Source organism: Burkholderia sp. BE12 (assembly GCF_002959955.1).
Lineage (GTDB): Bacteria > Pseudomonadota > Gammaproteobacteria > Burkholderiales > Burkholderiaceae > Burkholderia.
Map to the genome: position 1 here is coordinate 42,538 of NZ_PREY01000035.1, position 21,964 is coordinate 64,501.

Sequence of the window (21,964 nt, forward strand, 5' to 3'; positions counted from 1 at the left end):
CGCGACAAAAAAGGCCCGACAAAGTCGGGCCAACGGGTTTGAGACACAAGGAGAATCCCGCCCACCCCATACCGGGCGGTCACGCCGCGCTACACGACGTTCTTTTCGACGATCGGCCGGTTTTCGAGCACGCGCGCCCAGCCGAGCGACGACAGGTCGAGCGTGTCGTAACGCCCGCCCAGAATGAGTTCACTGACGCCACGCCCCGTCGCCGGCCCTTGCTGCAGCCCGTGGCCGCTGTAGCCGTTCGCGAACACGACGTTGTCGAGTTCGGGGTGGTAGCCGATGATCGCGTTGTGATCGAACACGTTGTACTCGTAGTAACCGGACCAGCAATTCTCGACGCGCAGCGCCTCGAATTCCGGCACGCGGTGCGCGAGCGTCGGCCAGATCACGTCGTCGAACAGGTCGTGATCGACTTCGTCGAGCGGCAGGTCGTCCGGGTCGCGATCCGGGCTCGGCGACGTGCCGCAGATATACGTCCGCCCCTCCGGCCGGAAATACACGCCGGTCGGGTCGATCAGCAGCGGACAATCGGCGAGCTTCGCCGGCGACGATACGTTGAAGATGCTGCGCCGCCGTGCATACACGGGAATATCGATGCCCATCATCGACGACAGCGTGCGCGTCCATGCACCGGCCGCGTTGACCAGCGTGTCGCACGCGTAGCGCTCGCCGTCGCCCGTCACGACATGCGTGATCCGGCGCCCGTCGCGCACGACGTCCTTCACGTCGGCCGGCACGTAGCGCGCACCGAGCGCCTGCGCCTTCTTGCGCAGCGCCTGCACGAGCCCGTAACCGTCGAACCAGCCTTCGCCGCTCACGCCGTACGCGCCCGACACGAGATCGTCGACGTTGAGCCACGGAAACCTCGCGCGCAGCGCGTCGCCGTCCATCAGCCGGATATCGGCGCCGAGGCTCGTCTGCAGCGCATGGTTCTCGCGCAGCGTCGCGTCGCCGGCCGGCGTCGCGAGGAACAGGTAACCGCCTTCGTGCAGATCGATCGACGGCCGGTTGCCGTCCACTTCGAGCCGTTCGCCGATCGTGCGCAGGAAGTCGATGCCGAACAGCGACATCTCGATCGACAGCGGCGTGGAGAACTGCTGGCGAATCGACGCAGCCGACAGCGCCGACGACGATCTTGCATAGGTGGGATCGCGTTCGATGACGGTCACGGCGACCGTGGGATCGGTGGCGCGCAGGAAATACGCGATCGAGCTGCCGATCACGCCACCGCCGACGATGACGACTTGAGAACTCACGACTGACTCCGGTTGCTCGCAACAGGCTCAGGGCCTGTTCACGCTGATGACGGGCTTGCGCTGGCTCTCGCCAGCCGTCCGTGCCCGTGGGTGGTTCGCGCCGCGACTCGCACGGCGTCGCGCGGGCAGACTTACTCGACGATCGCTTCGGCTATTTCAGCACGTCCGGCGTCGCCGCGAAAGCCCGCTCGCGCGTGTTGCGTTCAGTCCGCCGATTTGGTCGTGACAGGCTGCCACGCGGCGTTCTTCACTTCATACAGCGTCGAGCTCGGGTTCTTCAGGTCGCCCGTGTTCGTGAATGCGATCGTGCCCGTGATGCCGTCGTAGCGCGTACCCTTCAGCGCGCCGTTGAAATCGGCCGGCTTCGTCGAGTTCGCCTTCTGCATCGCGTTGATCGCGATCCACGTCGCGTCGTACGCGAACGGCGCATACGCGAGCATGTCGACGCCGTACTTCTGCTTGAATTTCGTTTCGAACAGCTTGCCCTTCGCGAGACGCGACAGCGGCTGCCCGTACTCCCACACCGACGCGCCTTCGGCCGCGTTGCCGGCCAGCCTGATGAAGTTCGCGTTCATCACACCGCCGCCCGCGAGGAACTGCGCGCGAATGCCGAGCTGGCGCATGCGCTTCACCAGCATCGCGGCCTGCGCGTCGAGGCCGCCGAAAAATACGAGGTCGGCATTCGTGCTCTTGATCTTCGTGAGCTGCGCGCTGAAGTCGACGGCCTTGTCGTTCGTGAATTCGCGCGCGACGATCGCGCCGCCGTTCGCCTTCACCGCCTTCTCGAACTCGTCGGCTTCGCCCTGGCCGAACGCGGTGCGATCGTCGATGATCGCGATGCGCTTCGCCTTCGTCACGCTCGCCGCATACGCGCCGGCGTTGCCGGCGTTCTGCGTGTCGGTCGCGATCACGCGGTACACGGTATCGAGCCCGGCGCGCGTGATGTCGGGATTGGTCGCCGACGGCGTGATCATCGGAATGCCGGCCTTCGCATAGATCTTCGACGCGGGCAGCGTCGTGCCCGAATTGAAGTGGCCGATCACGACGGCGACCTGCGCGTCGGCGAGCTGCTGCGCGGCCTGTACGCCGGTGCGCGGATCGCTCTGGTCGTCCTGCGACGCGATGACGAATTTCACCGGCTTGCCGCCGACCGTCGTGCGCGCGGCATTCGCTTCGTCGACCGCCATGCGTACGCCGTTCTCGATGTCCTTGCCGTATGCGGCGCCGCCGCCCGTCAGCGGGCCGGCCACGCCGACCTTGACGATCGTCTCCTGCGCCCGGGCCGCGCCCGTCTGGAACGCGAGAAGCGCGGCGGTCACTGCTACGCCGGAAAGCGAACGAATGCGGAACGTCATGGCAGTCCTTCTTCTGGGGGTCGGGATGCAACGCGCGAGCGCCGCGCGTCGGCAACCTCCTGCGCGCCGGTAATGCCTTTCCGTGCCGAGGTGCGTGCGACGCACCGATCCGCCGGACGATTACCGCGACTCCGTCTCCGAAGAGCCTTTCATCGCGAAAGAGGTGAATGGATTGTGGGTAGCCAATACCCGTGCAGCAAACGAAATATCGGAACTACGTTGTGAGGATTTGTCATCAAGTTCCGCTGTCATGGCCGATCCGCGGCCCGTCCGACGGTGGACCGTGGAGGGAGGTATTCGGTGGAGAATGGCGGCCGCGCCGCTGGATAAAGGCCGACCGTGTCATGCTGCCAACGCATCATCGTTACGACGCCGGCCCGGCCGGCGTGGGCAACGCCGGCGGGGTGCGCCGCGTCATCGATCAGTGCCGATCGGTGCCCTTGTGGTTGCGCACCGCATCGGCCGCCTCGCCGGCCTTCTCCTGAAGCTTGCCGGCCTGCTGCTCGGCCACGCCTTCCGCTTCGGTTTCGCGGTCGCCCGTTACCTTGCCGAGCGCTTCCTTGACCGAACCCTTGACCTGCTTGAGCTTGCCCTCGATGCGATTCCTGTCCATGGTCGTCTCCTGCGATGGTTGAGGAAAGCCGACGATGCCGCGCCCCCGCGCCGCACCGCCGAGTGGACAGGATCGCAAGCGTGCGCCGAGGGCGGCAGATGCGGATGCACCAGTGCGCATGGTGCATTCGTACCGGCGCGGTCAGTCCTGGCCCTTCGCCGCGCCCTTGTCGCCGCGCGCGCCGTTGCCCTCGGCCGCGCCGACGACCCCACGCTCGCGCGCCCATACGATCGCCTCGCCGCGGCTGTGCACGTCGAGCTTCGCGTAGATCGTCGCGACGTGATTGCGCACGGTGTTCGGCGCAAGCCCGAGGCGGCCGGCGATCTCCTTGTCGGCCAGGCCGTGGCACAGCAGGTCGAACACGTCGCGCTCGCGCGCGGTCAGGTCGGACAGCTGCGCGCCCGCATCCGGCGCATTCGCGCGCCGCACGTTCGCGAGCTTCTCGATCAGCGTGCGGCTGAACCATGACGCATCCTGCATCGCGGTCTCGATCGCATAGACGAGCTCCATCTCGGTACGCTTGCGGTCGCTGATGTCGAGCAGCGCGACGAGCAGGCAGTCGCGCCCGTGGATCGCGACGGGGTCGGCCGACACGACGCAATCGCGTACGTCGCCGTCGCGCGTGCGGATCTGCACGTCCGCGTTGCGCACGTTGCCGTCGCGGGCGAGCCGGCCCTCGATGCGCGGCCACACGCCGCGCTCGGCCCACAGCCCGATCTCGTCGGCGGATTTGCCGAGCAGGTCGCCTTGCGCGTGGCCTGTCATCGCGGCGAACGCGTCGTTCACGTCGAGCAGCTCGAAACGGTCGGCCGTGACGATCGCGGTCGCGACCGGCGCCATCCGGAATGCCGTCGCGAAGCGCTCCTCGCTTTGCATCAGCGCGCGCTCGGCCTGCTTGCGCGGCTCGAGATCCATGAACGTGAACAGCATGCACGCCTCGCCGTTCATGTCGATCGGCTGCCCGGCGACGACCACCGCCTTGGTGCTGCCGTCGGCCAGTTTCAGCACGGCTTCCATCTGCGGGATCGTCGCGCCTTCGCCGAGCCGCTCGATCGCAAGCTCGCGCCGCTCGGCCTGCTCGAGCACGTCGACCTCGTACACCGAACGGCCGAGCACGTCGTCGCGCGCGTGACCCGTCATGTCGAGAAAGCCCTGGTTGACCTTCACGTAGCGCAGGTCGTCGAGCCGGCAGATCACGGCAGGCGCCGGATTCGCGTTGAAGGTGCGCTCGAAGCGCTCCTCGGCGCTCGCCCATTCGGTCGCGTCGTGCAGCACGAGCGCGAGGCAGTCGGGTGCGCCGGCCGCGTTCGTCAGCACCAGGCTGCGGATGCGGTGAACCCAGCTCACCGATTCGTCGGCCGCCGATTCGACTTCGACCGTCACGTCGCTGAACTCCTCGCCGGCGATCACGCGATCCATCGGATAGTGGCCGTCGCGCACCGGATGGTTGTTCCGGTAGCGCAGCCGGAAACGCTCGCGGTATTCGGTGACGTCCGCGCCGAGCGCCTTCAGCTCGGTCACGCCGTGCATCGCGAGCGCGGCCTCGTTCGCCCAGACGATCCGCTGGTCGGGCTCGATCAGGATCACGCCCTCGGTGAGCCCGGCGATGATCTGGTGCAGTTGACGCCGGTCGGTATGCGACTTGAGCGCCTGTTCGTCTATTTGTTCGTTCATCGAATCGTTGTCCCTGTCGTCGACATGAGCGCCGGCCGAGCGCCCGTTCCAGTGGTACGCACGACCGGCGCGTGCGGCGATGATCGCGTGCCGCACAACGGCCCGACAGGCGCGGATGCACTATCTCGAATAGTACATTCGCACGCCGCTCGCGACCGTGCGGTGCCCCGCCGAACGGCGCAGCACGGCCCGCGCGGCCGTCGCGCCGCGTTGCCCGGGCCATGGTGCACGTCGCGTGCCCGCCCGTTCCGTTTCGTCCCCGGTGCAAACGCACTAGCCAATCAGGTGAATTTGCGCGATGTCCGCTCGCGTTCGCGTCGGTACGCTGGTACTGCATCGGCGCTTATGCGCTGCCCTTTCATCCCGCAGAGGAGGACACCAGGATGAAATTGCATCAGACACCCGATCCGACACGGCCGGAACCGTCCCCGGACCATCCGCCCGAACCGTCGCCCGGCACCGACCCGCCGGTGCCGCTGCCGCCCGACGTGCCGCGTCCGGACATGCCGCCGCGCGAGCCCGGCTACGACACCCCGATCGCCCGCTAAGGCCGGGGCATGCACGGGAACGATCCGTGCTTCCCGATTGATTCACCCGCCAATCGAAGGAGAACATCAATGAACAAGACCTCGCACCTTTCGACACTGCTCGCCGTCAGCGCGGCCTTCCTGCTTTCCGCCGCCCCGCTCACGACCGCGCACGCCCAGGCCTCGTCGACCGACAGCGGCATGGCGACCGAATCGAATCAGCCCGTGACCGACACCTGGATCACGACCAAGGTGAAGAGTGAGCTCGCGACCACCGACGGCGTGAAGAGCACGGACATCAGCGTGAAGACGGTCGACGGCGTCGTCACGCTCACGGGCGTGCTGCAGAACAAGACCGCCGTGAAGAAGGCCGTCGCCGTGACGCGCGCGATCAAGGGCGTGAAGCACGTCGACTCATCCGGCCTGAAGGCGAAGGCCTGAACTATCACGCGGCCGCGTGCCGCACTTTTCTCCCCTTACGAAAGGAGCACACCATGAACGAAGACAAGATCAAGGGCCAGTGGAAGCAGCTCACCGGCAAGCTGAAGGCCAAGTGGGGCAAGTTGACCGACGACGATCTCTCGGTCGCGGAAGGCAATCGCGATTATCTGGCCGGCAAGATCCAGGAGCGTTACGGAATCGCCCGCGACGAAGCCGAGAAGCAGTTGAAGGAATTCGACCGCGAGCTGTAACGCGCAAGTCGTCTCACCCCGCCGCGACGCGCCCCGCGTCGCGGCCACGAGGAGGACAACGACATGGGCAAATATCTGATCGCATGGCTGCTCGGCGTACCGATCGGGCTGCTGGTGCTGTTTTATCTGGTCACGCACCTCTTCTGACGCACGCGACGCCCCGTCGACGAATGAAAACGGGCCGGCGGCTGAAACCAGCCGCCGGCCCATCTGTTTTCTTACGCGTCGCGCTTACTTCGCCGCGTTCGCCGTCATCTTGAAGATGCCTTGCGCGTTGCCCGCGTCGAAGCGCAGGTCGGTCACCCAGCGGCGTGCCGTCTGGTCGAACGTGCGCTTGCGCGTGATGAACTCGTAGAACGAACCCGGCACGTTGCGCTTCACCGTGCCGCCGTCGCGGGTGCGGAACTCGCGCTCGACGGTATCCGCGCGATACGCGGTCTGGAACACGCGGCCCGAGCGCGAGCGTTCGACTTCCGGCTTCATCGGCCGGCCCTTCGCCTTTTCTTCGTCGGACAGCTTGAACACGTCGGCGACGCGGTCGGTCGCGTGGTTGAACGCATTGCCTTCGGTCGCGATCCACGCCATTTCCGCCGATTCCATCAGCAGCGTTTCATAGTCGAGCTCGTTCGGCAGATCGTGCTGGCGCGCGAACGCACCGACGATTTCCGGCAGCAGCGCGTGCGCGGCTTCCAGCGACAGCCAGCCTTCGCGCTCGACTTCCCACAGCAGCGCGACGGCCGCCGGCGACAGCGGGTCGCGCGACGTGCTCACGACATTCGTCACGGCCTGCTGGAATTCCTTCGAGAAACGCTCCGGATGCAGTTCGCTGACGAAGAACTGCGCGATTTCGTCCGGCGCGTCTTCATGCGCGTACGCGCGGCCGGTCATGCCGAGCTTGTCGAGCGGGTAACGGCCGTTCAGGCGGAAGCCGAGCGGACGCAGGATGCGCGTGAACGCGGCCTCGCCCGGCGGCAACGCGCCCGTGTGCGGCCAGCGCACCGTGCGCAGCGCGCCATGGTCGAAATAGACCGAGCCGCCGCTTTCGATCGCATCGGCCGTGTACGCGCGGCCGTTCGCCGAACGCTCGAGCAGCCCTTCGAACAGCGCCATGTTCATCGCCTGCGCGATTTCCGCGCGCGTCACGATGCCGTCTTCCCATTCTTCGAGGATGGCCGGCATGTTCAGGGTCGAGAACAGGGCGTCGGTCTTCGCCTGTCCCAGCAGCTTCGTCAGCAAGCTGTCGATATTCGGATTGCGCATCGGGATTCTCGTCTCGGGGGACCGCCGGCAAACGTGCCGGCAACTCGTCGGTCGGCCGCCCAACGGGCGCCTGGCCTTGCGTGGGGAGCATTATTCAAAGGGTTGCAGCGGGGCGTAAAGCGAGATTAAATTGATACGTGATGAGTTTTTGGAATTATCAGCCGTTCTTCGCCTGCGCTTCACCCCGCCGCCGCGAGGTTCGTTCGTCAGACAAATCAAGGGTCCGTTTGGAGATGGAATACCCCGTTCCCATGGCATTCCATCTCTAAACGGATCCCCGACATCATGCGCAAATTCAAGATCCCCAACATGGGCGCGCTCGTGGCTTTCGAAGCCGCTGCCCGCCACGAGAGCTTCACGCACGCGGCGAAGGAGCTGTTCCTGACCGAAAGCGCGGTGTCGCGGCAGATCGCGACGCTGGAGGCGAGCCTCGGCGTGCGGCTGTTCGCACGCGTGAAGCAGCGTGTCGTGCTGACGCGGGCCGGCAAGCTGTATGGCACGCAGGTGCGGCGCGCGCTGGAAACGCTCGACCGCGACACGCTGTCGATCATCGCGCACGGCAGCGGCGGCGGTTACCTGGAGCTCGCGGTGCTGCCAACCTTCGCGTCGCACTGGCTGATCCCGCGCATCAAGAGCTTCTACGACCGCACGCCCGACGTGCGCGTGAACATGGGCAGCCGCACCGACCTGTTCTCGTTCGAGGATACGCACTTCGAAGCCGCGATCCACTACGGCAAGCCGACCTGGCCCGGCACGTCGTCCGACTATCTGTTCGGCGAGGAAGTCGTGCCGATCTGCTCGCCGTCGCTGCTGAACGGGCCCGTCGAGCGCGTCGAGGATCTGCTCGCGTATCCGCTGCTGCACTCGACGACGCGCCCCGGCGCGTGGGCCCAGTGGTTCGAGACGCACGGCGTCGAGGACATCCGCACGATGCAGGGCGTGCGCTACGAACTGCACACGATGCTGATCAGCGCGGCCGCGGCCGGGCTCGGCGTCGCGCTCGTGCCGAAGTTCTTCGTCGAGGAACAACTGCAGCAGCTCGGGCTCGTCGTGCCGTGCGACGCGACGACCGTCGGCGATTCGGCGTACTACCTCGTGTATCCGACCGAGTTCAGCCACAGCAAGCCGCTGGAATCGTTCCGCGGCTGGCTGCTCGAACAGGCGAGCGCATATGCGGCGCCGGAGCGCGACGCGCACGACGCCGCCGAGGAGGACGACGAGGACGTCGAGTAACGGCGCCATCGCGCCATCGCGCCGGCGTCATCGCGCGGCGCCGCCGCATGCGTGCCGCGCCGGCGCGGCCGGCCATGCCGGACACATCAATCGCGAGGCGGATCATGGGCGGTCAGGTGCGGGTCATCGTGACGAAGACCCGCATTGTCGCGCACCGCATGCGTTACATGTGCCACTTCACCGTGGCGGTCAGCGTGCGCGGATCGCCGGGCATGTTGTACAGGTCGGCGTTGCCGTGCGCGGCAATGAAGTAGCGGCGATTGAACAGGTTGTCGAGCGTGAGCGTCACGTCGACCTTCTTGCTGCGATAGCCGGCGCCCAGGTTGAACACCGTGAACGACGGCAGCGTGACGAGATCGCTCGCCGACGTGTAGCGCGCCGACTGGAACTGCATGCCGGCCGCCGCATAGAAACCGTACGGCAGCTCGCGCTTGAGCCACAGGTTCGCGCTGTGGCGCGGCATCAGCCCCGGCGTGTTGCTCGACACCGCGAGGCCAGCCGCCGTCGATTGCGCGGAACCGTCCACCGTGCCGTTCAGGTACGCGTAACCCGCATACACCGACCACTTCGGCGCGATCTCGCCGGTGAAGCCGAGCTCCATCCCGCGCACGTGCTGCGTGCCGATCGGCAGCGCATAGCCGGGATTCGCCGGGTCGCCGATCTGCTGGTTGGTCTGGCGCATGTCGAACAGTGCGACGCTGGCCGTCGCCTTGCCGCCGAGGTCGAAGCGCGAGCCGACTTCATACGCGGTGGTCTTCTGCGGCGCGAGCGCGGCGCCGTTCGAGAACGCGCCGGAACTGATCAGCGTGTCGGCCAGCGGCGAGAACGACTGGCTGAACGACCCGTACAGCGTGAGCCAGTCGAGCGGTTCGTAGATCAGGCCGACGCGCGGGCTCCACGCATGATCGGTGCGGTCGAGATTGACGTTCGACGACGTGTAGTCGTGGCGGGTCTGGTTCAGGTAATCGAAGCGCAGGCCGGCCAGCACCTTCCAGTGTTCGGTCAGCGAGATCAGGTCCTGCGCGTAGACGCCCGCGAGCCCGACGACGGTCGACGCGTTCGTCTTCGCGCGCGCGCCGGTCGGCACGCCGGGCAGGACGACCGGCTGCGGATCGAAGAGATCGTAGGTCGCGACCTTCGACACGCTGTAGATCGTATCGAACTTCTGCTGCTGCGACAGTTCCAGCCCGTACAGCAGTTCGTGGCGCATGCCGAACAGCGACGTCTTCTGCGTGAGTTCGAACAGCCCGTCGATGCCGTGATCGGTACGCTGGCGCGTCGACTGGTCGAGCGTGACGACCGGGTGCGCGGCGGTCTTGATCGGCTCGTACGTCACGTAGTTCTTCCGCTCGAGCGAGAAGTCGTACGCGCGGATCGCGCCGTGGAACGACAGCGAATCGTCGAAGCGGTGATCGAGCGACACCGTCGCGCTTTTCGCGGAGATGTCGTTGTAGGAACTGTTCCCGCCGTCGGCCGACCCGTAATACGTGTTGATCGGCACGTCGACCGGCCGGCCGCGATACGCGGGCAGGCCCTGATCCGACGTGCGGCGGTCGTGCAGGTAGTCGAATTCGACGTTCAGCACCGTGTCGCGGTCGAGCTTGAACTGCGCGGACGGCGCGATCGCCTGCCGGTTGAGCTGGAACTGGTCGCGAAAGCTGTTCGAATTCTCGGCCGCGCCGGTCATCCGAAAGCGTGCCGCGTCGTTCGGGTTCCAGCCGAGGTCGAATTCGCCGCGCCGTTCGCCTCGCGTGCCGAGCGTCACGCCCACGTCGTTCACGGGGGTCGCCAGCGGCCGCTTCAGCACGCGATTCACGATGCCGCCCGCCGAACCGCGCCCGTACAGCACGGCCGCCGGCCCCTTCAGCACCTCGACACGCTCGACGTTCGACAGGTCGCGGTAGTACAGCGCATCGTCGCGAATGCCGTCGACGTACTGGTCCGTGATGCTGTTGAAGCCGCGGATCGTGATCTGGTCGCGCTGGCCGTCACCGACCGAGAAGCCGACGCCCGGCACGTTGCGCAATGCGTCCTGCAGCGACGTCGCGTTCTGATCCTCGATCACTGCGTGCGGCACGACGTTCACGGTCTGCGGCACGTCCATCAGCGACATGTCGGTCTTGGTCGCCGCGCGCGAATGGCCGCCGTCGTACGACGCATGTTCGGCGGCCGCGTTGACGGAAATCGCGGGCAGGGTCGCCGCGGCGTCGGCCGCCTGTGCAAACGAAGTGCGGGCGCCGGCCAGCGACGTGGCGATCAGAAGCGCATGGCACGCGCTCGTGTTGAGTTTCATCGTGAACGTAGAAGGTGGTGAAGAAAACGGCGAACGAGAACACGCCGGCCCGCGCACACGTCACGCGGCGAATCGGCCGGCGCAGCCCTTTCCGTGAAGACGACGACGCGCGTGGAGGATCGCCCCGTCGCGCAGGCCGGCGATCGAATAGCCGGCACGGATCGATGCCGGCCGGCTCTACCGGCCCGAAAAAAGCCGTGACGTTCGGTCACGGCTCGTAATGCGGCGAAATAATAAACGAGAATGATTCGTGTTTTTAGTTAATTTTTTACGTGTCGCCTGCCCGCAACGTGAACGCGCATGACGCCCCGCATTTCTGACGAATACCTTTCTATTTCAGGCCGCCGAGCGGCTTGATTCGCAATGAAAACGAAAGCATTGAATCGATCGCCTCATGCGGCAACGATCGGTAAAAGATGGGAGTGGGGATACGACGACGGAGAAGCTGGAGAGGACCACGAAGGATTGGGTGAAGGAGACGGGACGGATTCACCGGTCCGGTGCGCGCCGGACCGGGCAACCCCGACCCGGCGCTCCGGGCAGCCGACCTCGTATCGGCAGCGCGGCGGATCTTCTTCTGTTATTCACTACGTCTGCTCTCAGGTTCACTGCATTTTTTCCTCGCCGCGCCGCGTCATTATCCGCTCAATTCGCCCGAAGTAAAACGTTTGCGGTTGCACCCAAGTTGTTATTCCGGCGATTCGGAAACATTCTTTCCAAATGCTTTCGGCCATTGCGACGCGTTTCGACCCATGTTGCATTCGGTGCGGCGTTCCTTTTAAATGGAACTGGTTCCATTTGCTGAATCGACGCTAATCGAACGTGACGCGTCGGCGCGTGCGCGTCATGATGCCGATTCAGCATCGAGGATCATTCAGCTCAGGATTCGCATCGCCCGTCCTTCCCGGACACCCCGTCAAACGAGACCGTCATGCCCGATTCCGCCTCCCTGCAGCACCTGTTTCCCGCCTTACAGGACATCCCCGCCGAATTCCGGCTGGCTTCGCCGATTCACCAGCGCGTGTCGCTCGTCGACGGCGAATTGCGACCGTGGGACGGCGCGACCAAGACCGTGCTGTCGCCCGTGTGCGTGCGGCAGGCGGACGGCAGCGTCGAGCAGGTCGAGATCGGCAGCTACCCGGTGATGGGCGAAACGGAAAGCGACGCGGCGCTCGACGCCGCGGTGCGCGCGTACGACGCCGGCCGCGGCGAGTGGCCGACGATGAAGGTCGAGCAGCGCATCGCGTGCATGCAGGACTTCATCAAGCGGATGGTCGCGCAGCGCGAACTCGTCGTGAACCTGATCATGTGGGAAATCGGCAAGAGCCTCGCCGATTCGCAGAAGGAATTCGACCGCACCGTCACCTACATGACGCAGACGATCGACGCGCTGAAGGAGCTCGACAACGCGAACTCGCGCTTCGTGATCGCGGAAGGCACGATCGGCCAGATCCGCCGCACGCCGCTGGGCGTCGTGCTGTGCATGGGCCCGTACAACTATCCGCTGAACGAGACGTTCGCGACGCTGATTCCCGCGCTGCTGATGGGCAACACCGTGGTGTTCAAGCCGCCGCAGTACGGCACGCTGCTGTTCGAGCCGCTGCTCGAGGCGTTCCGCGGCGCGTTCCCGAAGGGTGTGATCAACACGATCTACGCGCCGGGCGCGGTGGTGGTGCCGCACATGCTCGCGTCGGGCAAGATCAACGTGCTCGCGCTGATCGGGTCGAGCAAGGTGGCCGATCACCTGAAGAAGCAGCACCCGAAGTCGCACCGGCTGCGCGCGATCCTCGGCCTCGACGCGAAGAACGCGGCGATCGTGCTGCCCGACGCCGATCTCGACCTCACCGTGAAGGAGTGCCTGCTCGGCGCGCTGTCGTTCAACGGCCAGCGCTGTACCGCGCTGAAGATGCTGCTCGTGCATCGCTCGATCGTCGACGAATTCCTGAAGCGCTTCACCGCCGCGCTCGAACAGCTGAAGATCGGCATGCCGTGGGAAAAAGGCGTCAGCATCACGCCGCTGCCCGGCATGCATCGCACCGCCTACATGACCGATGCGATCGACGACGCGAAGGCGAAGGGCGCTCACGTCGTCAATCATTCGGGCGGGGAATTCAGCAAGACGCTGTTCTACCCGGCCGTCGTGTATCCGGTGTCCGAAGGGATGAAGCTGTACCGCGAGGAGCAGTTCGGGCCGATCATTCCGGTCGCACCGTTCGACGACGTGGAAACCGCGCTCGATTACGTGACGACGTCGGATCACGGCCAGCAGGTCAGCATCTTCGGTTCCGATCCGGCGCAGATCGGCGCGCTCGTCGATCCGCTCGTGAACCAGGTGTGCCGCGTGAACATCAACTGCCAGTGCCAGCGCGGGCCCGACGTGTTCCCGTTCGCGGGGCGCAAGGATTCGGCCGAGGGCACGCTGTCGGTGAGCGACGCGCTGCGTGCGTTCTCGATCCGCTCGATGGTCGCGGCAAAGCAGACCGACAGCAGCAAGCAGTTGCTCGACTCGATCGTGTCGGATCACCACTCGAAGTTCATCAATACGGGCTTCATTTTCTGAAGCCGTCCTGATCGATGCCGGAACCCGCGTCGCACGTCGGTGCGGCGGGTTTTCCGGCACGCATCGCGCGGCTAGACGTTCGTCACCAGCAGACGAATCCCCGCCACGCCGAACACGACGGCCAGGCACGCTTCCATCGCGCGACGGCCGCGCACGTACAGCCGCCGCGCCCCATCCATCGAGAACACCAGCGCATAGCCGCCGAACACCATGCTGCCGATCGCGAGGCAGCCCGGGACGACGGCGCCGTGCGCCCCGCCCCCGTTCGACGACAGCGCGACGATCGAGACCCACACGAGAATCGCCTTCGGATTGGTCAGGTGCAGCATCGCGCCGCGCACGTAGAAGCGCGACAGCCGCTGCTCGCGCGCCGCGTTCGCCGATGCCGCCGGCGGGCCCGACAACGCCGTGCGCGCCGACTTGAACGCGAGCCACAGCAGGTACAGCCCGCCGAAGACCTTGATCGCGACCAGCAGCTTCGACCACGCGAGCAGCGCGGCCGACACCCCGAGCGCCGCCACCGTCGCCCAGAACATCGACCCTGAAATCACGCCGAGCGCAAACGCGAGCGCCGCCTTGCGGCCCTGGTTCGCGGCGACCGACATGATCGCGAGATTGCTCGGCCCGGGGCTGGCCGTGCCGATGAAATAGGCCGTGTAGGCAAGCAGCAGATTGGCCGAGAAGAAAGTGTGGACGCTCATGTCGAATCTCGCGGGGATGATCCGGAGATTGTTGGCAAACCTGCGCCGTCTGCCCATGGACAATTGCGCGGCCGATCGCTGGGCCAGTTGGGTGACCACGCAACCGATCGCCCCTCGCCGGACCGTCTCTGTTTTGAAACAACCGGCGTGCTCGCCGCCGGTTCGCGCGATGCAACGGCGCGAGTTGCGCGCAGCCGTTTCTCGTCGGCGGACGCACGGCGGGCGCGGCCGAACCGCCCGGCACGCGCCGCTCCGGCCGTTCGCCGGCGCAAACGCGCGACGCACCCGATGCCCGCGTTACGTTACATCCGTGAAGCATTTCGCGTCGCCGCGCCGCTTCGGGCGCCCGACGCCGCCCGCCTTGCGCCCGTAGATGCCCGCCTCGACCGCCCGCGCGATCCAGTCCCGGCGGGACTCGCCGACCGATGGCGGATCGCGGCTCAACATTGCTCAACAATCGTCCGGCGGCGCTGGTACGGAATCTGCATTCCGTTCGGGCAGAAGCCGCGTGCGGGACCGCGCGGACAGGAATTCACCCTCGGGCGCGTCAACGGATACGCCCGTACGATATGCATACGCAACGAGGCTCTTCATGGATGCGCAGCCCAACTCGTCCGACTCGTCGTTCCAGCTCTTCCTCGCGAAGGTGCTCGAACAGCCGCTGCCCGACTGGACCGAAAAACAGCAGATGGAACTCGAGATGGCGCGCACGCTGTCGACTCACATGGTCACGCTCGCCGAAGACATGCGCGGCCGCACGCCCGATCTCGCGCGCTGCCTCGTGCTGCTCCGCTACGCGAAGGTGCTCGACTTCATGCTCACGTCGCTCGCCGCGCACCGCGACATTCATCCGCAAACGCTGCGCACGCTGTTCCGGCTCGCGAACCTGAAGGTCGACGATGCCTATCCGGTGTGAGCCGGCGCAACGGATCGTGCGTCGCGCACGGCCATAGCGGCAACCCGACCCACCCCGCATACGCGCGGCCCGCCTGCCCCTCCGCGTAAACGGAGGTACAATCGCGCGCCATGAACGCACTTCGCCGCTTCCTGCTCCGGCCAGGCGTCGCGCGACAGTTGCTGTGGGGGTTCCTCCTCGTGATGCTGCTGTCCCGCGCGCTGATGTCGGGCGCCGTGATGCTCGATCCGGACGGCCCGGATGCGGGCTCGGTGGTGCTGTGCTCGGGCCGCGGCCCGCTGATCGTCACCGGCGCCGCGCTGGCCGCCCGCTTCGACGCGAGCGCGCCGATCACGCCGACCAACGATGCGCTCGCGCTCGTCGATGCACTGAAGCATGACGCGCACGCCGACAAGGCGGCGTCCTCCGGCAACGGCGACACCCTGTGCGCATTCGGCGCCGCGCTGTTCACGGCGCTCGCATCGTTCGTGCTGCTGGTGCTGCTGTTTCCCGCGGCGGTGCCGCGGCGCTTCCGCATTCACTTTGACAGTCTTCCTTTCGTGCGATCGATATTCGACGATCGCCCGCCCTCCCGCGCACCTCCTCTGTTCTGCTGAACGTTTCGCCCCGTGGCGCATGCACGTCGACGTGCATGCCCGTTCACGCCGTTCGTTTCGCCCGACCTGATTCACGCGTTCACCCGAATGCCCGCATCGCGCGGGCGACGCCGCCCTGCGCACCGTTTGCGCAGCATGCCGCGCCGCCGGCCGCGGTAATGCACGCACGCGGGTGCGACGCACGTTGACGGCAGCCGGCCCGCGCCGGTCGCGCCGCTCGACGAACCCGAGGAGTTCATACCATGTCGACCACCGTCGATCGGGCCATCTCGCCCGCCCGTTCCGCCAGCGCCGGTTACCGGACGCTCTGGCGCTGGCATTTCTATGCCGGCCTGTTCGTGATGCCGTTTCTCGTGATCCTCGCGATCACGGGCACGCTCTACTGCTTCCAGCCGCAGATCGAACCGCTGCTGTATCCGCACCGGCTGATCGTCGAACCGCGCGCGACGCCGCGGCTCGATGCCGACACGCTGCTCGCCCGCGCTCGCACCGCGATGCCGCCCGGCGCAACGCCGGTGTCCGTGCAGGTCGCCACCGCGCCGGACCGCAGCGCCGAGTACGTATTCCGGCTGCGCGACGGCAGCCGCGAAAGCGTATACGTGAACCCGTACGACGGCAGCGTGCTCGGCACGCTGAGCGTCGAGAACCGCTTCATGCAGGTCGACCGGATGCTGCATCGCAAGCTGCTGCTCGGCAAGACCGGCGAGTTGCTGATGGAGCTCGCCGCCTGCTGGACCTTCGTGATGATCGGCACCGGCATCGCGCTGTGGTGGCCGCGCGGTACGGCACGCGTCGGGCGCGCGCTGCGGCCCGACCTGTCGCTGCGCGGCCGGCCGCTGTGGAAAAGCATTCACGCGACGGCCGGCATCTGGCTCGCGGCCGGCACGGTCGCGTTCATCCTGACGGGGCTGCCGTGGTCGGGCTCGTGGGGCAAGAATTTCAAGGCGCTCGCCGCGACCGTGAACCTCGGCGCGCCGAAAGGCGCGTGGGGCGGCGCATCGGTACGCTCGACGCGCCCGGGCGCCGCGGCGATGTCCGGCCATACGCCTGCGCACGCCGCCGCACCGTCCGGCCATCACCACGATTCCGGCGAATCGATGCCGGGCATGGTGATGGACGACCTGCCGTTGCCGCAAACGCCGTGGGCGGTCGGCAACGTGCCCGTGCCGCATTCGCCGTCGGCGCCGACACCAGCACCGCTGCCGCTGGCCCGCGCGATCGCGATCGTCGCCGGGCTCGGCGTGACGAGCGGCTACACGCTCGCGTTGCCGTCCGGCGCGGATGGCGTGTTCACCGCGTCGTACTTTCCGGCCGACCCGAAGGCCGAACGCACGATCTACGTCGACCAGTACAGCGGCGCCGTCTTGAAGGACATCCGCTATGACGACTACGGCGCGGTATCGAAAGCCGTGTCGTACGGCACGTCGCTGCACATGGGCCGTTATTTCGGACTCGCGAACCAGCTCATTTGCGCGGTGTTGTCGCTCGGGCTGGCCGCGATGGCCGTCACGGGCAGCGTGATGTGGTGGAAGCGCCGCCCGGCCGGGACGCTGGGCGCACCGTCGCGCGAACGCGGCATGCCGCCGATGCGCGGCTGGGTCGCCGGGCTCGTGCTGCTCGGCGTCGTCTTCCCGCTGATGGGGCTGACGATCGTCGCGGTCTGGTTGCTCGACCGGCTGCTGTTCGGCCGCGCGGCACCCGCCGCAGCGTGATCGACGCAAGCGCTTCCCCCATTCGCAGGATACCGAAACGATGAAGTTCAGATCGATGCTGCCCGCTGCCGTTCTTGCCGCGCTCTCGCCGGCCGGGCACGCACAAGCACAGGAAAGCGGCGTCGACGGCACCGGCGCCACGCTCGCGCCGATTCGCGTCGACGCGCCACGCACCTGCCGGCGCGTGCGCGGCGGCGAACCGGTCAGTCTTCGGTGTCGCCGCGGCCGACCCGCAAGCATCGATCAAGTACGCGGGCCCGCCATCCATTTCCGGTAGCGCCGCGTCTGGCACTGCGCGGCCAGTTGCTGCCGCACCAGCGCATGCAGCGGCGACACCCGTGGGTCCGTGCGGCGCCCTTCACTGAGCCGCGTGAGCTGGAACTTGACGACGGCCATGTTCGCCAGCGCGCCCAGCGCCTTGTTCTTCCAGCGGATCGGCTCCAGCACCGGCGCGCTGTCCTTGCCGGCGCGCCAGTCGCGCGGCAGGTTCGGGTCGATCGACAGCGCGGTCGCGATGCCGACCATCGCCACGCCGCTGTTCACCACCTGCTCGGCCACCGCACGACGCCGGATCCCGCCCGTGACCATCAGCGGCATCCGCGCGACGGCGGCGATATCGCGCGCGAATTCGAGGAAATACGCTTCGCGCGCGAGCGTGCGCCCGTCGCGCGCCTCGCCCTGCATCGCCGGCACTTCATAGCTGCCGCCCGACAGTTCGACGAGATCGACGCCCAGCGGATTCAGCAGTTCGACCACGCGCTTCGCGTCGTCCGCGCTGAAACCGCCGCGCTGGAAATCGGCCGAATTCAGCTTCACCGCGACGACGAATCCCGGCGACACCGTCGCGCGCACCGCCTTCACGATATCGAGCAGCAAGCGGGCGCGATTCTCGATGCTGCCGCCCCATTGATCCTGCCGCCGGTTCGTCAGCGGCGACAGGAACTGGCTCAGCAGATAGCCGTGCGCCGCGTGCACCTGCACGCCGGTGAAGCCGCCTTGCTCCGCGAGCTGCGCGGCACGCACGAAGCGCTGCTGCACGTCGGCGATATCGGCTGCCGTCATCTCCTTCGGCACCGGAAACTGCTTCGACAGCGCGCCGAGCGCGAGCGGCACGGCCGACGGCGCGAGCGTCGTCTGGCCGAGCGCCGCCTGCATCTGGCGCCCCGGGTGATTGATCTGCATCCACACGTGCGCGCCGCCCGAGCGGGCGATCCGCGCCCAGCGGCGGAAACGGTCGAGATGCGCGTCGCTTTCGAGCACGACGCCGTTCGGCCCCGTCATCGCGCGGCCGTCCACCATCACGTTGCCGGTCAGGATCAGGCCGGCCTGGCCGTCGGCCCACGCCTGGTACAGGCGCAGCAACGCGTCGGACGGCGCGTGGTCCGCATCGGCCATGTTTTCTTCCATCGCGGCCTTGGCCAGACGGTTCGGAATCACCGCCCCGTTGGGCAGTGTCAGCGGCGCAAACAGATTCATGGTGGGCACCCTCGATTGACGATGTCCAACGATAACTTTAAAGTCAACTTTAAGGTCAAGCCCCTTTGGAGCACACCATGAAAATCGGCGAACTGGCGAAGGCGAGCGGCCTCGCGGCGTCGCGCATCCGCTTCTACGAGGCGAGCGGCCTGCTCGAACCGGCCCGCCGGCAGGCGAACGGCTATCGGGAATACGGAGCGGAAGCGTTGACGCGGCTCGCGATCATCGATCGCGCCCAGAGCGCGGGCTTCTCGCTCGACGAGATCCGTGCGGTGCTGCCGCCGGATCTCGGTGCATGGCCGCGCGACGAACTGCTCGTCGCGCTGCGGCACAAGATCGATGAAATCGCGCTGCTCGAACGGCGTCTCGCGCAGAACCGGCAGCATCTGGAGACGCTGATCGCCGAGATCGAGAACAAGCCGGCGGGCGAGGATTGCGCGGGCGCCGCGCAACGCATGCTCGACCGGCTGCGCGAGCAGGCCGGCGAGCCGCTGGAGCCGGCGCCCGTCGTGCGGCCGGCGCGCAGGCGGGCGTGATGGATTGTGCCGCGGGATTGCGCTGCGTCATCCATCTATTCATCCGTTCGAGGCGTGGCCTGAAGTACGACGCGGCTCGGTCGTTCCGATTTGCTTACGTCGCAGGTAATCGACGCGCGCCTCCCGCGCCGCGATCATGGCCCCATCGACTCACGCGCCGCATCCCGCCAAGGAGCCTGCCATGACCGCCTACGCCATCGCCCACCTGCACGACGTCGAGATGTGCGACGACATCGTCGAATACCTCGAACGCATCGACGGCACGCTCGCGCCGTACGACGGCCATTTCGTGATTCACGGCGCGCGGCCGGAAGTGCGCGAGGGCGTGTGGCGCGGCGACCTGATCGCGATCGCGTTTCCCGATCTCGACACGGCGCGCGAATGGTACGAATCGGATGCGTACCGGCAGATTCAGCCGCTGCGCGCACGGCACGCGAGCGGCCCGCTGATCCTGATCGACGGCGTCGACGAACGGCACAAGGCGACCGACATCCTGCGCTGAGGCTTCGCGCAGCCGATGCCGACGACGCTTACGACGCCTTCCGCTCCATCGGCTCGCCGACGACGAAGCCGCCGCCCTGGAAGCGCTGCGCGGGATCGTCGTACTCGGCGGTCGGCGCCGTCACCGGAAACAGTCCGGCGAACTGTTCGGAGCTGTCGCGCGGGCGGAAGCCGAGGAAGCCGGCCTTCGTGTTGTCCCACCACTTCACCGGGTTGTCCGATGCGCCGTAGACGATCGCGTGCCCGACGCGGTTCGTCAGCAGCGAGCAGCGCACGAGCTCGATGAAGTCGCGATAGCTGAGGAACGTGACGAGCATGCGCGGGTTCTTCGGCACCTCGAACGACGAGCCGATCCGCAGGCATACGGTTTCGATCCCGAAGCGGTCGAAGTAGTAGCGCGACAGCGATTCGCCGAAGCACTTCGTCACGCCGTACAGGCTGTCGGGGCGCAGCGGCGAATCGGCGTCGAGCACTTCGGTGACCGGATGGAAACCGATCGCATGGTTCGAGCTCGCGAACACGACGCGCTTCACGCCGTGCTTGCGCGCGGCTTCGTACAGGTTGTACGTGCCGGTGATGTTCGCGCCGACCAGATCGTCGAACGGCGCATCGACCGAAATGCCGCCGAGGTGAACGATCGCGTCCACGCCGTCGACGAGCTGCATCACGGCCGACCGGTCGGCCAGATCGACCACGCGGATTTCTTCATGCGCGGCCGCGTCGTCCAGCGCCGCGATGTCGCTGACGCGCACGACATCGGCCCAGTCGGCGAGCGCGCCGCGCAACTGGCGGCCGAGGTTGCCGGCCGCGCCCGTCAGCAGCAGGCGGCCGAACGGTTTGCGCGCGGCGGTGGAAGAGGCGTTCATCGAATCTCCTTGAATCTACTCAAATCGGAAAACGTTTTCCAACTATACGCGGACGCGGCGTCGAACGTCAATGGTCGAACCCGTTCGCGGCCATCCGCACTTTCCCGATATCGGCAGCCGGCCGCGCGCCGGCTTTTTCTGCCACAATCCGGCGTTATCGAACGAAAACGTTACCCTTCGGATGAAAAAAGTTTCCTCGACGATCCGCGACGTAGCCGCGCAAGCCGGCGTGTCGGTCGCGACGGTATCGAAATACGTGAACGGCACGCAGCGCTTCTCGCCGACCGTCGAGGCACGGCTGAAGGAGGCCATCGAGCGGCTCGGCTACCGTTCGAACCCGCTCGCGCGCTCGATGATCACCGGCCGCACGCGCACCATCGGCCTCGTGATCCTCGACATCAGCAACCCGCACTTCACGAACGTGGTGAAAGGCGCGAACCGCGTCGCGCTGCAGCACGACTACACGCTGCTGCTCGTCGATACCGAGGAGAGCCAGGCGCGCGAACGTTCGCTGATCGAGGCGCTCGCGCAGCGCGTCGACGGGCTGATCGTCAGCACGCGGATGCCCGACGAGGAAGCCGGCTGGATGCTCGACCTCAACAAGCCGCTCGTGCTGCTGCGTCGCAGCCCCGGCCTGCCGATTCCGAGCGTCGGCATCGACAACCGGCTGTCGACCTACATGCTCGCGCGCCATCTGCTCAACCTCGGCCACACGCGCATCGCGTATCTCGGCTTCGGCACCGCGCGCGTGAACGACGAGCGGATCCAGGGCGCGCGCGACTGCCTCGCCGAAGCGGGGCTCACGCTCGACGTGCACGATGCGCATGCGCCGACCGCCGAAGCCGGCGAGCGCGCGTGCTCGCGCGTGATGCTCGGGCCGCAGCGCCCGCAGGCCGTGATCTGCTACAACGACCTGATCGCGCTCGGCTTCATGAAAGAGGCCGCGTCGCTCGGCTTCCGGCTGCCGCAGGACGTGTCCGTCGCCGGCATCGACAACGTGCCGTACGGCGAATACGCGGCGCCCGCGCTGACGACCGTCGACATCCAGAGCGAGAACATGGGCGAGCTCGCGATGCAGAAGCTGATCGACGCGCTCGCCGGGCGCACCGACGCGAGCTATTCGACGTTCGAGCCGCGGCTGATCATGCGCGCGTCGACGGCGTCGGCCGGCTGACGCGGGCGCAACACGTC

Annotated in this window: 20 protein-coding genes; 11 read left to right on the forward strand and 9 right to left on the reverse strand. The window is 66.9% G+C overall.

What is annotated here, in order from left to right:
• Window positions 1-89: 89 nt before the first annotated feature.
• The 4 genes from C4B30_RS29330 to C4B30_RS29345 all read right to left on the reverse strand — a co-directional run bounded on the left by C4B30_RS29330 (window position 90) and on the right by C4B30_RS29345 (window position 4,904).
• Window positions 90-1,262: an NAD(P)/FAD-dependent oxidoreductase gene (locus C4B30_RS29330; protein ID WP_105133324.1), complete on the reverse strand. Its 1,173-nt coding sequence runs from the start codon at window positions 1,260-1,262 to the stop codon at window positions 90-92.
• Between the two features lie 203 nt (window positions 1,263-1,465).
• Window positions 1,466-2,617, reverse strand: coding sequence for a branched-chain amino acid ABC transporter substrate-binding protein (locus C4B30_RS29335; RefSeq protein WP_105133325.1), 1,152 nt, complete (start codon window positions 2,615-2,617; stop codon window positions 1,466-1,468).
• Between the two features lie 421 nt (window positions 2,618-3,038).
• Window positions 3,039-3,230: a CsbD family protein gene (locus C4B30_RS29340; protein WP_027782241.1), complete on the reverse strand. Its 192-nt coding sequence runs from the start codon at window positions 3,228-3,230 to the stop codon at window positions 3,039-3,041.
• Between the two features lie 141 nt (window positions 3,231-3,371).
• Window positions 3,372-4,904 (reverse strand): helix-turn-helix transcriptional regulator, encoded by a 1,533-nt coding sequence (locus tag C4B30_RS29345; protein ID WP_027782240.1) that lies wholly within the window; start codon window positions 4,902-4,904, stop codon window positions 3,372-3,374.
• 383 nt (window positions 4,905-5,287) lie between these two features.
• Between C4B30_RS29345 and C4B30_RS35725 the strand changes: the two genes are divergently transcribed.
• The 3 genes from C4B30_RS35725 (at window position 5,288) to C4B30_RS29355 (ending at window position 6,123) form a co-directional block, all read left to right on the forward strand.
• Window positions 5,288-5,452, forward strand: coding sequence for a hypothetical protein (locus C4B30_RS35725; protein ID WP_175888599.1), 165 nt, complete (start codon window positions 5,288-5,290; stop codon window positions 5,450-5,452).
• Between the two features lie 69 nt (window positions 5,453-5,521).
• Window positions 5,522-5,872 carry a BON domain-containing protein gene (locus tag C4B30_RS29350; RefSeq protein WP_105133326.1) on the forward strand — a complete coding sequence of 117 codons (351 nt, stop codon included), beginning with the start codon at window positions 5,522-5,524 and terminating at the stop codon, window positions 5,870-5,872.
• 53 nt (window positions 5,873-5,925) lie between these two features.
• The gene (locus C4B30_RS29355; RefSeq protein WP_027782238.1) at window positions 5,926-6,123 is read left to right on the forward strand and encodes a CsbD family protein; all 198 of its coding nucleotides are present in this window, start codon (window positions 5,926-5,928) and stop codon (window positions 6,121-6,123) included.
• Window positions 6,124-6,354: 231 nt separating this feature from the next.
• Here C4B30_RS29355 and C4B30_RS29360 read toward each other — a convergent pair whose 3' ends face one another.
• On the reverse strand, window positions 6,355-7,383 hold the full coding sequence (locus C4B30_RS29360; protein ID WP_089501209.1) for a DUF1338 domain-containing protein: 1,029 nt from the start codon (window positions 7,381-7,383) through the stop codon (window positions 6,355-6,357).
• 285 nt (window positions 7,384-7,668) lie between these two features.
• Here C4B30_RS29360 and C4B30_RS29365 point away from each other — a divergent pair, with 285 nt between their 5' ends.
• Window positions 7,669-8,616: a LysR family transcriptional regulator gene (locus C4B30_RS29365; protein WP_027782236.1), complete on the forward strand. Its 948-nt coding sequence runs from the start codon at window positions 7,669-7,671 to the stop codon at window positions 8,614-8,616.
• A 163-nt stretch (window positions 8,617-8,779) separates the two neighbouring features.
• Here the strand turns inward: C4B30_RS29365 and C4B30_RS29370 are convergent, their stop codons facing one another.
• Window positions 8,780-10,909 carry a TonB-dependent receptor gene (locus tag C4B30_RS29370; protein ID WP_105133327.1) on the reverse strand — a complete coding sequence of 710 codons (2,130 nt, stop codon included), beginning with the start codon at window positions 10,907-10,909 and terminating at the stop codon, window positions 8,780-8,782.
• 931 nt (window positions 10,910-11,840) lie between these two features.
• On the opposite strand from C4B30_RS29370, the gene C4B30_RS29375 reads away from it, so the two are divergent.
• Window positions 11,841-13,469 carry an NADP-dependent glyceraldehyde-3-phosphate dehydrogenase gene (locus tag C4B30_RS29375; protein ID WP_105133328.1) on the forward strand — a complete coding sequence of 543 codons (1,629 nt, stop codon included), beginning with the start codon at window positions 11,841-11,843 and terminating at the stop codon, window positions 13,467-13,469.
• A gap of 71 nt (window positions 13,470-13,540) precedes the next feature.
• Here the strand turns inward: C4B30_RS29375 and C4B30_RS29380 are convergent, their stop codons facing one another.
• Window positions 13,541-14,170, reverse strand: coding sequence for a LysE family translocator (locus C4B30_RS29380; RefSeq protein WP_105133329.1), 630 nt, complete (start codon window positions 14,168-14,170; stop codon window positions 13,541-13,543).
• A 592-nt stretch (window positions 14,171-14,762) separates the two neighbouring features.
• Here C4B30_RS29380 and C4B30_RS29385 point away from each other — a divergent pair.
• From C4B30_RS29385 to C4B30_RS29395, 3 genes are all read left to right on the forward strand, one after another.
• Window positions 14,763-15,086 carry a hypothetical protein gene (locus tag C4B30_RS29385; RefSeq protein ID WP_027782232.1) on the forward strand — a complete coding sequence of 108 codons (324 nt, stop codon included), beginning with the start codon at window positions 14,763-14,765 and terminating at the stop codon, window positions 15,084-15,086.
• A 110-nt stretch (window positions 15,087-15,196) separates the two neighbouring features.
• The gene (locus C4B30_RS29390; RefSeq protein ID WP_105133330.1) at window positions 15,197-15,682 is read left to right on the forward strand and encodes a hypothetical protein; all 486 of its coding nucleotides are present in this window, start codon (window positions 15,197-15,199) and stop codon (window positions 15,680-15,682) included.
• Window positions 15,683-15,924: 242 nt separating this feature from the next.
• The gene (locus tag C4B30_RS29395) at window positions 15,925-17,394 is read left to right on the forward strand and encodes a PepSY-associated TM helix domain-containing protein (protein ID WP_105133331.1); all 1,470 of its coding nucleotides are present in this window, start codon (window positions 15,925-15,927) and stop codon (window positions 17,392-17,394) included.
• A gap of 243 nt (window positions 17,395-17,637) precedes the next feature.
• On the opposite strand, the gene C4B30_RS29405 is transcribed toward C4B30_RS29395, so the two are convergent.
• Window positions 17,638-18,870, reverse strand: a complete 1,233-nt coding sequence (locus tag C4B30_RS29405; protein WP_105133333.1) for an NADH:flavin oxidoreductase/NADH oxidase family protein — start codon at window positions 18,868-18,870, stop codon at window positions 17,638-17,640.
• Between the two features lie 77 nt (window positions 18,871-18,947).
• Between C4B30_RS29405 and C4B30_RS29410 the strand changes: the two genes are divergently transcribed.
• A complete protein-coding gene (locus tag C4B30_RS29410; protein ID WP_105133334.1) occupies window positions 18,948-19,406 on the forward strand; it encodes a MerR family transcriptional regulator in 459 nt (152 codons plus the stop codon).
• Between the two features lie 181 nt (window positions 19,407-19,587).
• Window positions 19,588-19,908: a DUF1330 domain-containing protein gene (locus tag C4B30_RS29415; protein ID WP_027782227.1), complete on the forward strand. Its 321-nt coding sequence runs from the start codon at window positions 19,588-19,590 to the stop codon at window positions 19,906-19,908.
• A gap of 28 nt (window positions 19,909-19,936) precedes the next feature.
• Here C4B30_RS29415 and C4B30_RS29420 read toward each other — a convergent pair whose 3' ends face one another.
• Window positions 19,937-20,773 carry an NAD-dependent epimerase/dehydratase family protein gene (locus tag C4B30_RS29420; RefSeq protein ID WP_105133335.1) on the reverse strand — a complete coding sequence of 279 codons (837 nt, stop codon included), beginning with the start codon at window positions 20,771-20,773 and terminating at the stop codon, window positions 19,937-19,939.
• Between the two features lie 70 nt (window positions 20,774-20,843).
• Between C4B30_RS29420 and C4B30_RS29425 the strand changes: the two genes are divergently transcribed.
• Window positions 20,844-21,947: a LacI family DNA-binding transcriptional regulator gene (locus C4B30_RS29425; RefSeq protein ID WP_105133336.1), complete on the forward strand. Its 1,104-nt coding sequence runs from the start codon at window positions 20,844-20,846 to the stop codon at window positions 21,945-21,947.
• Window positions 21,948-21,964: the final 17 nt, after the last annotated feature.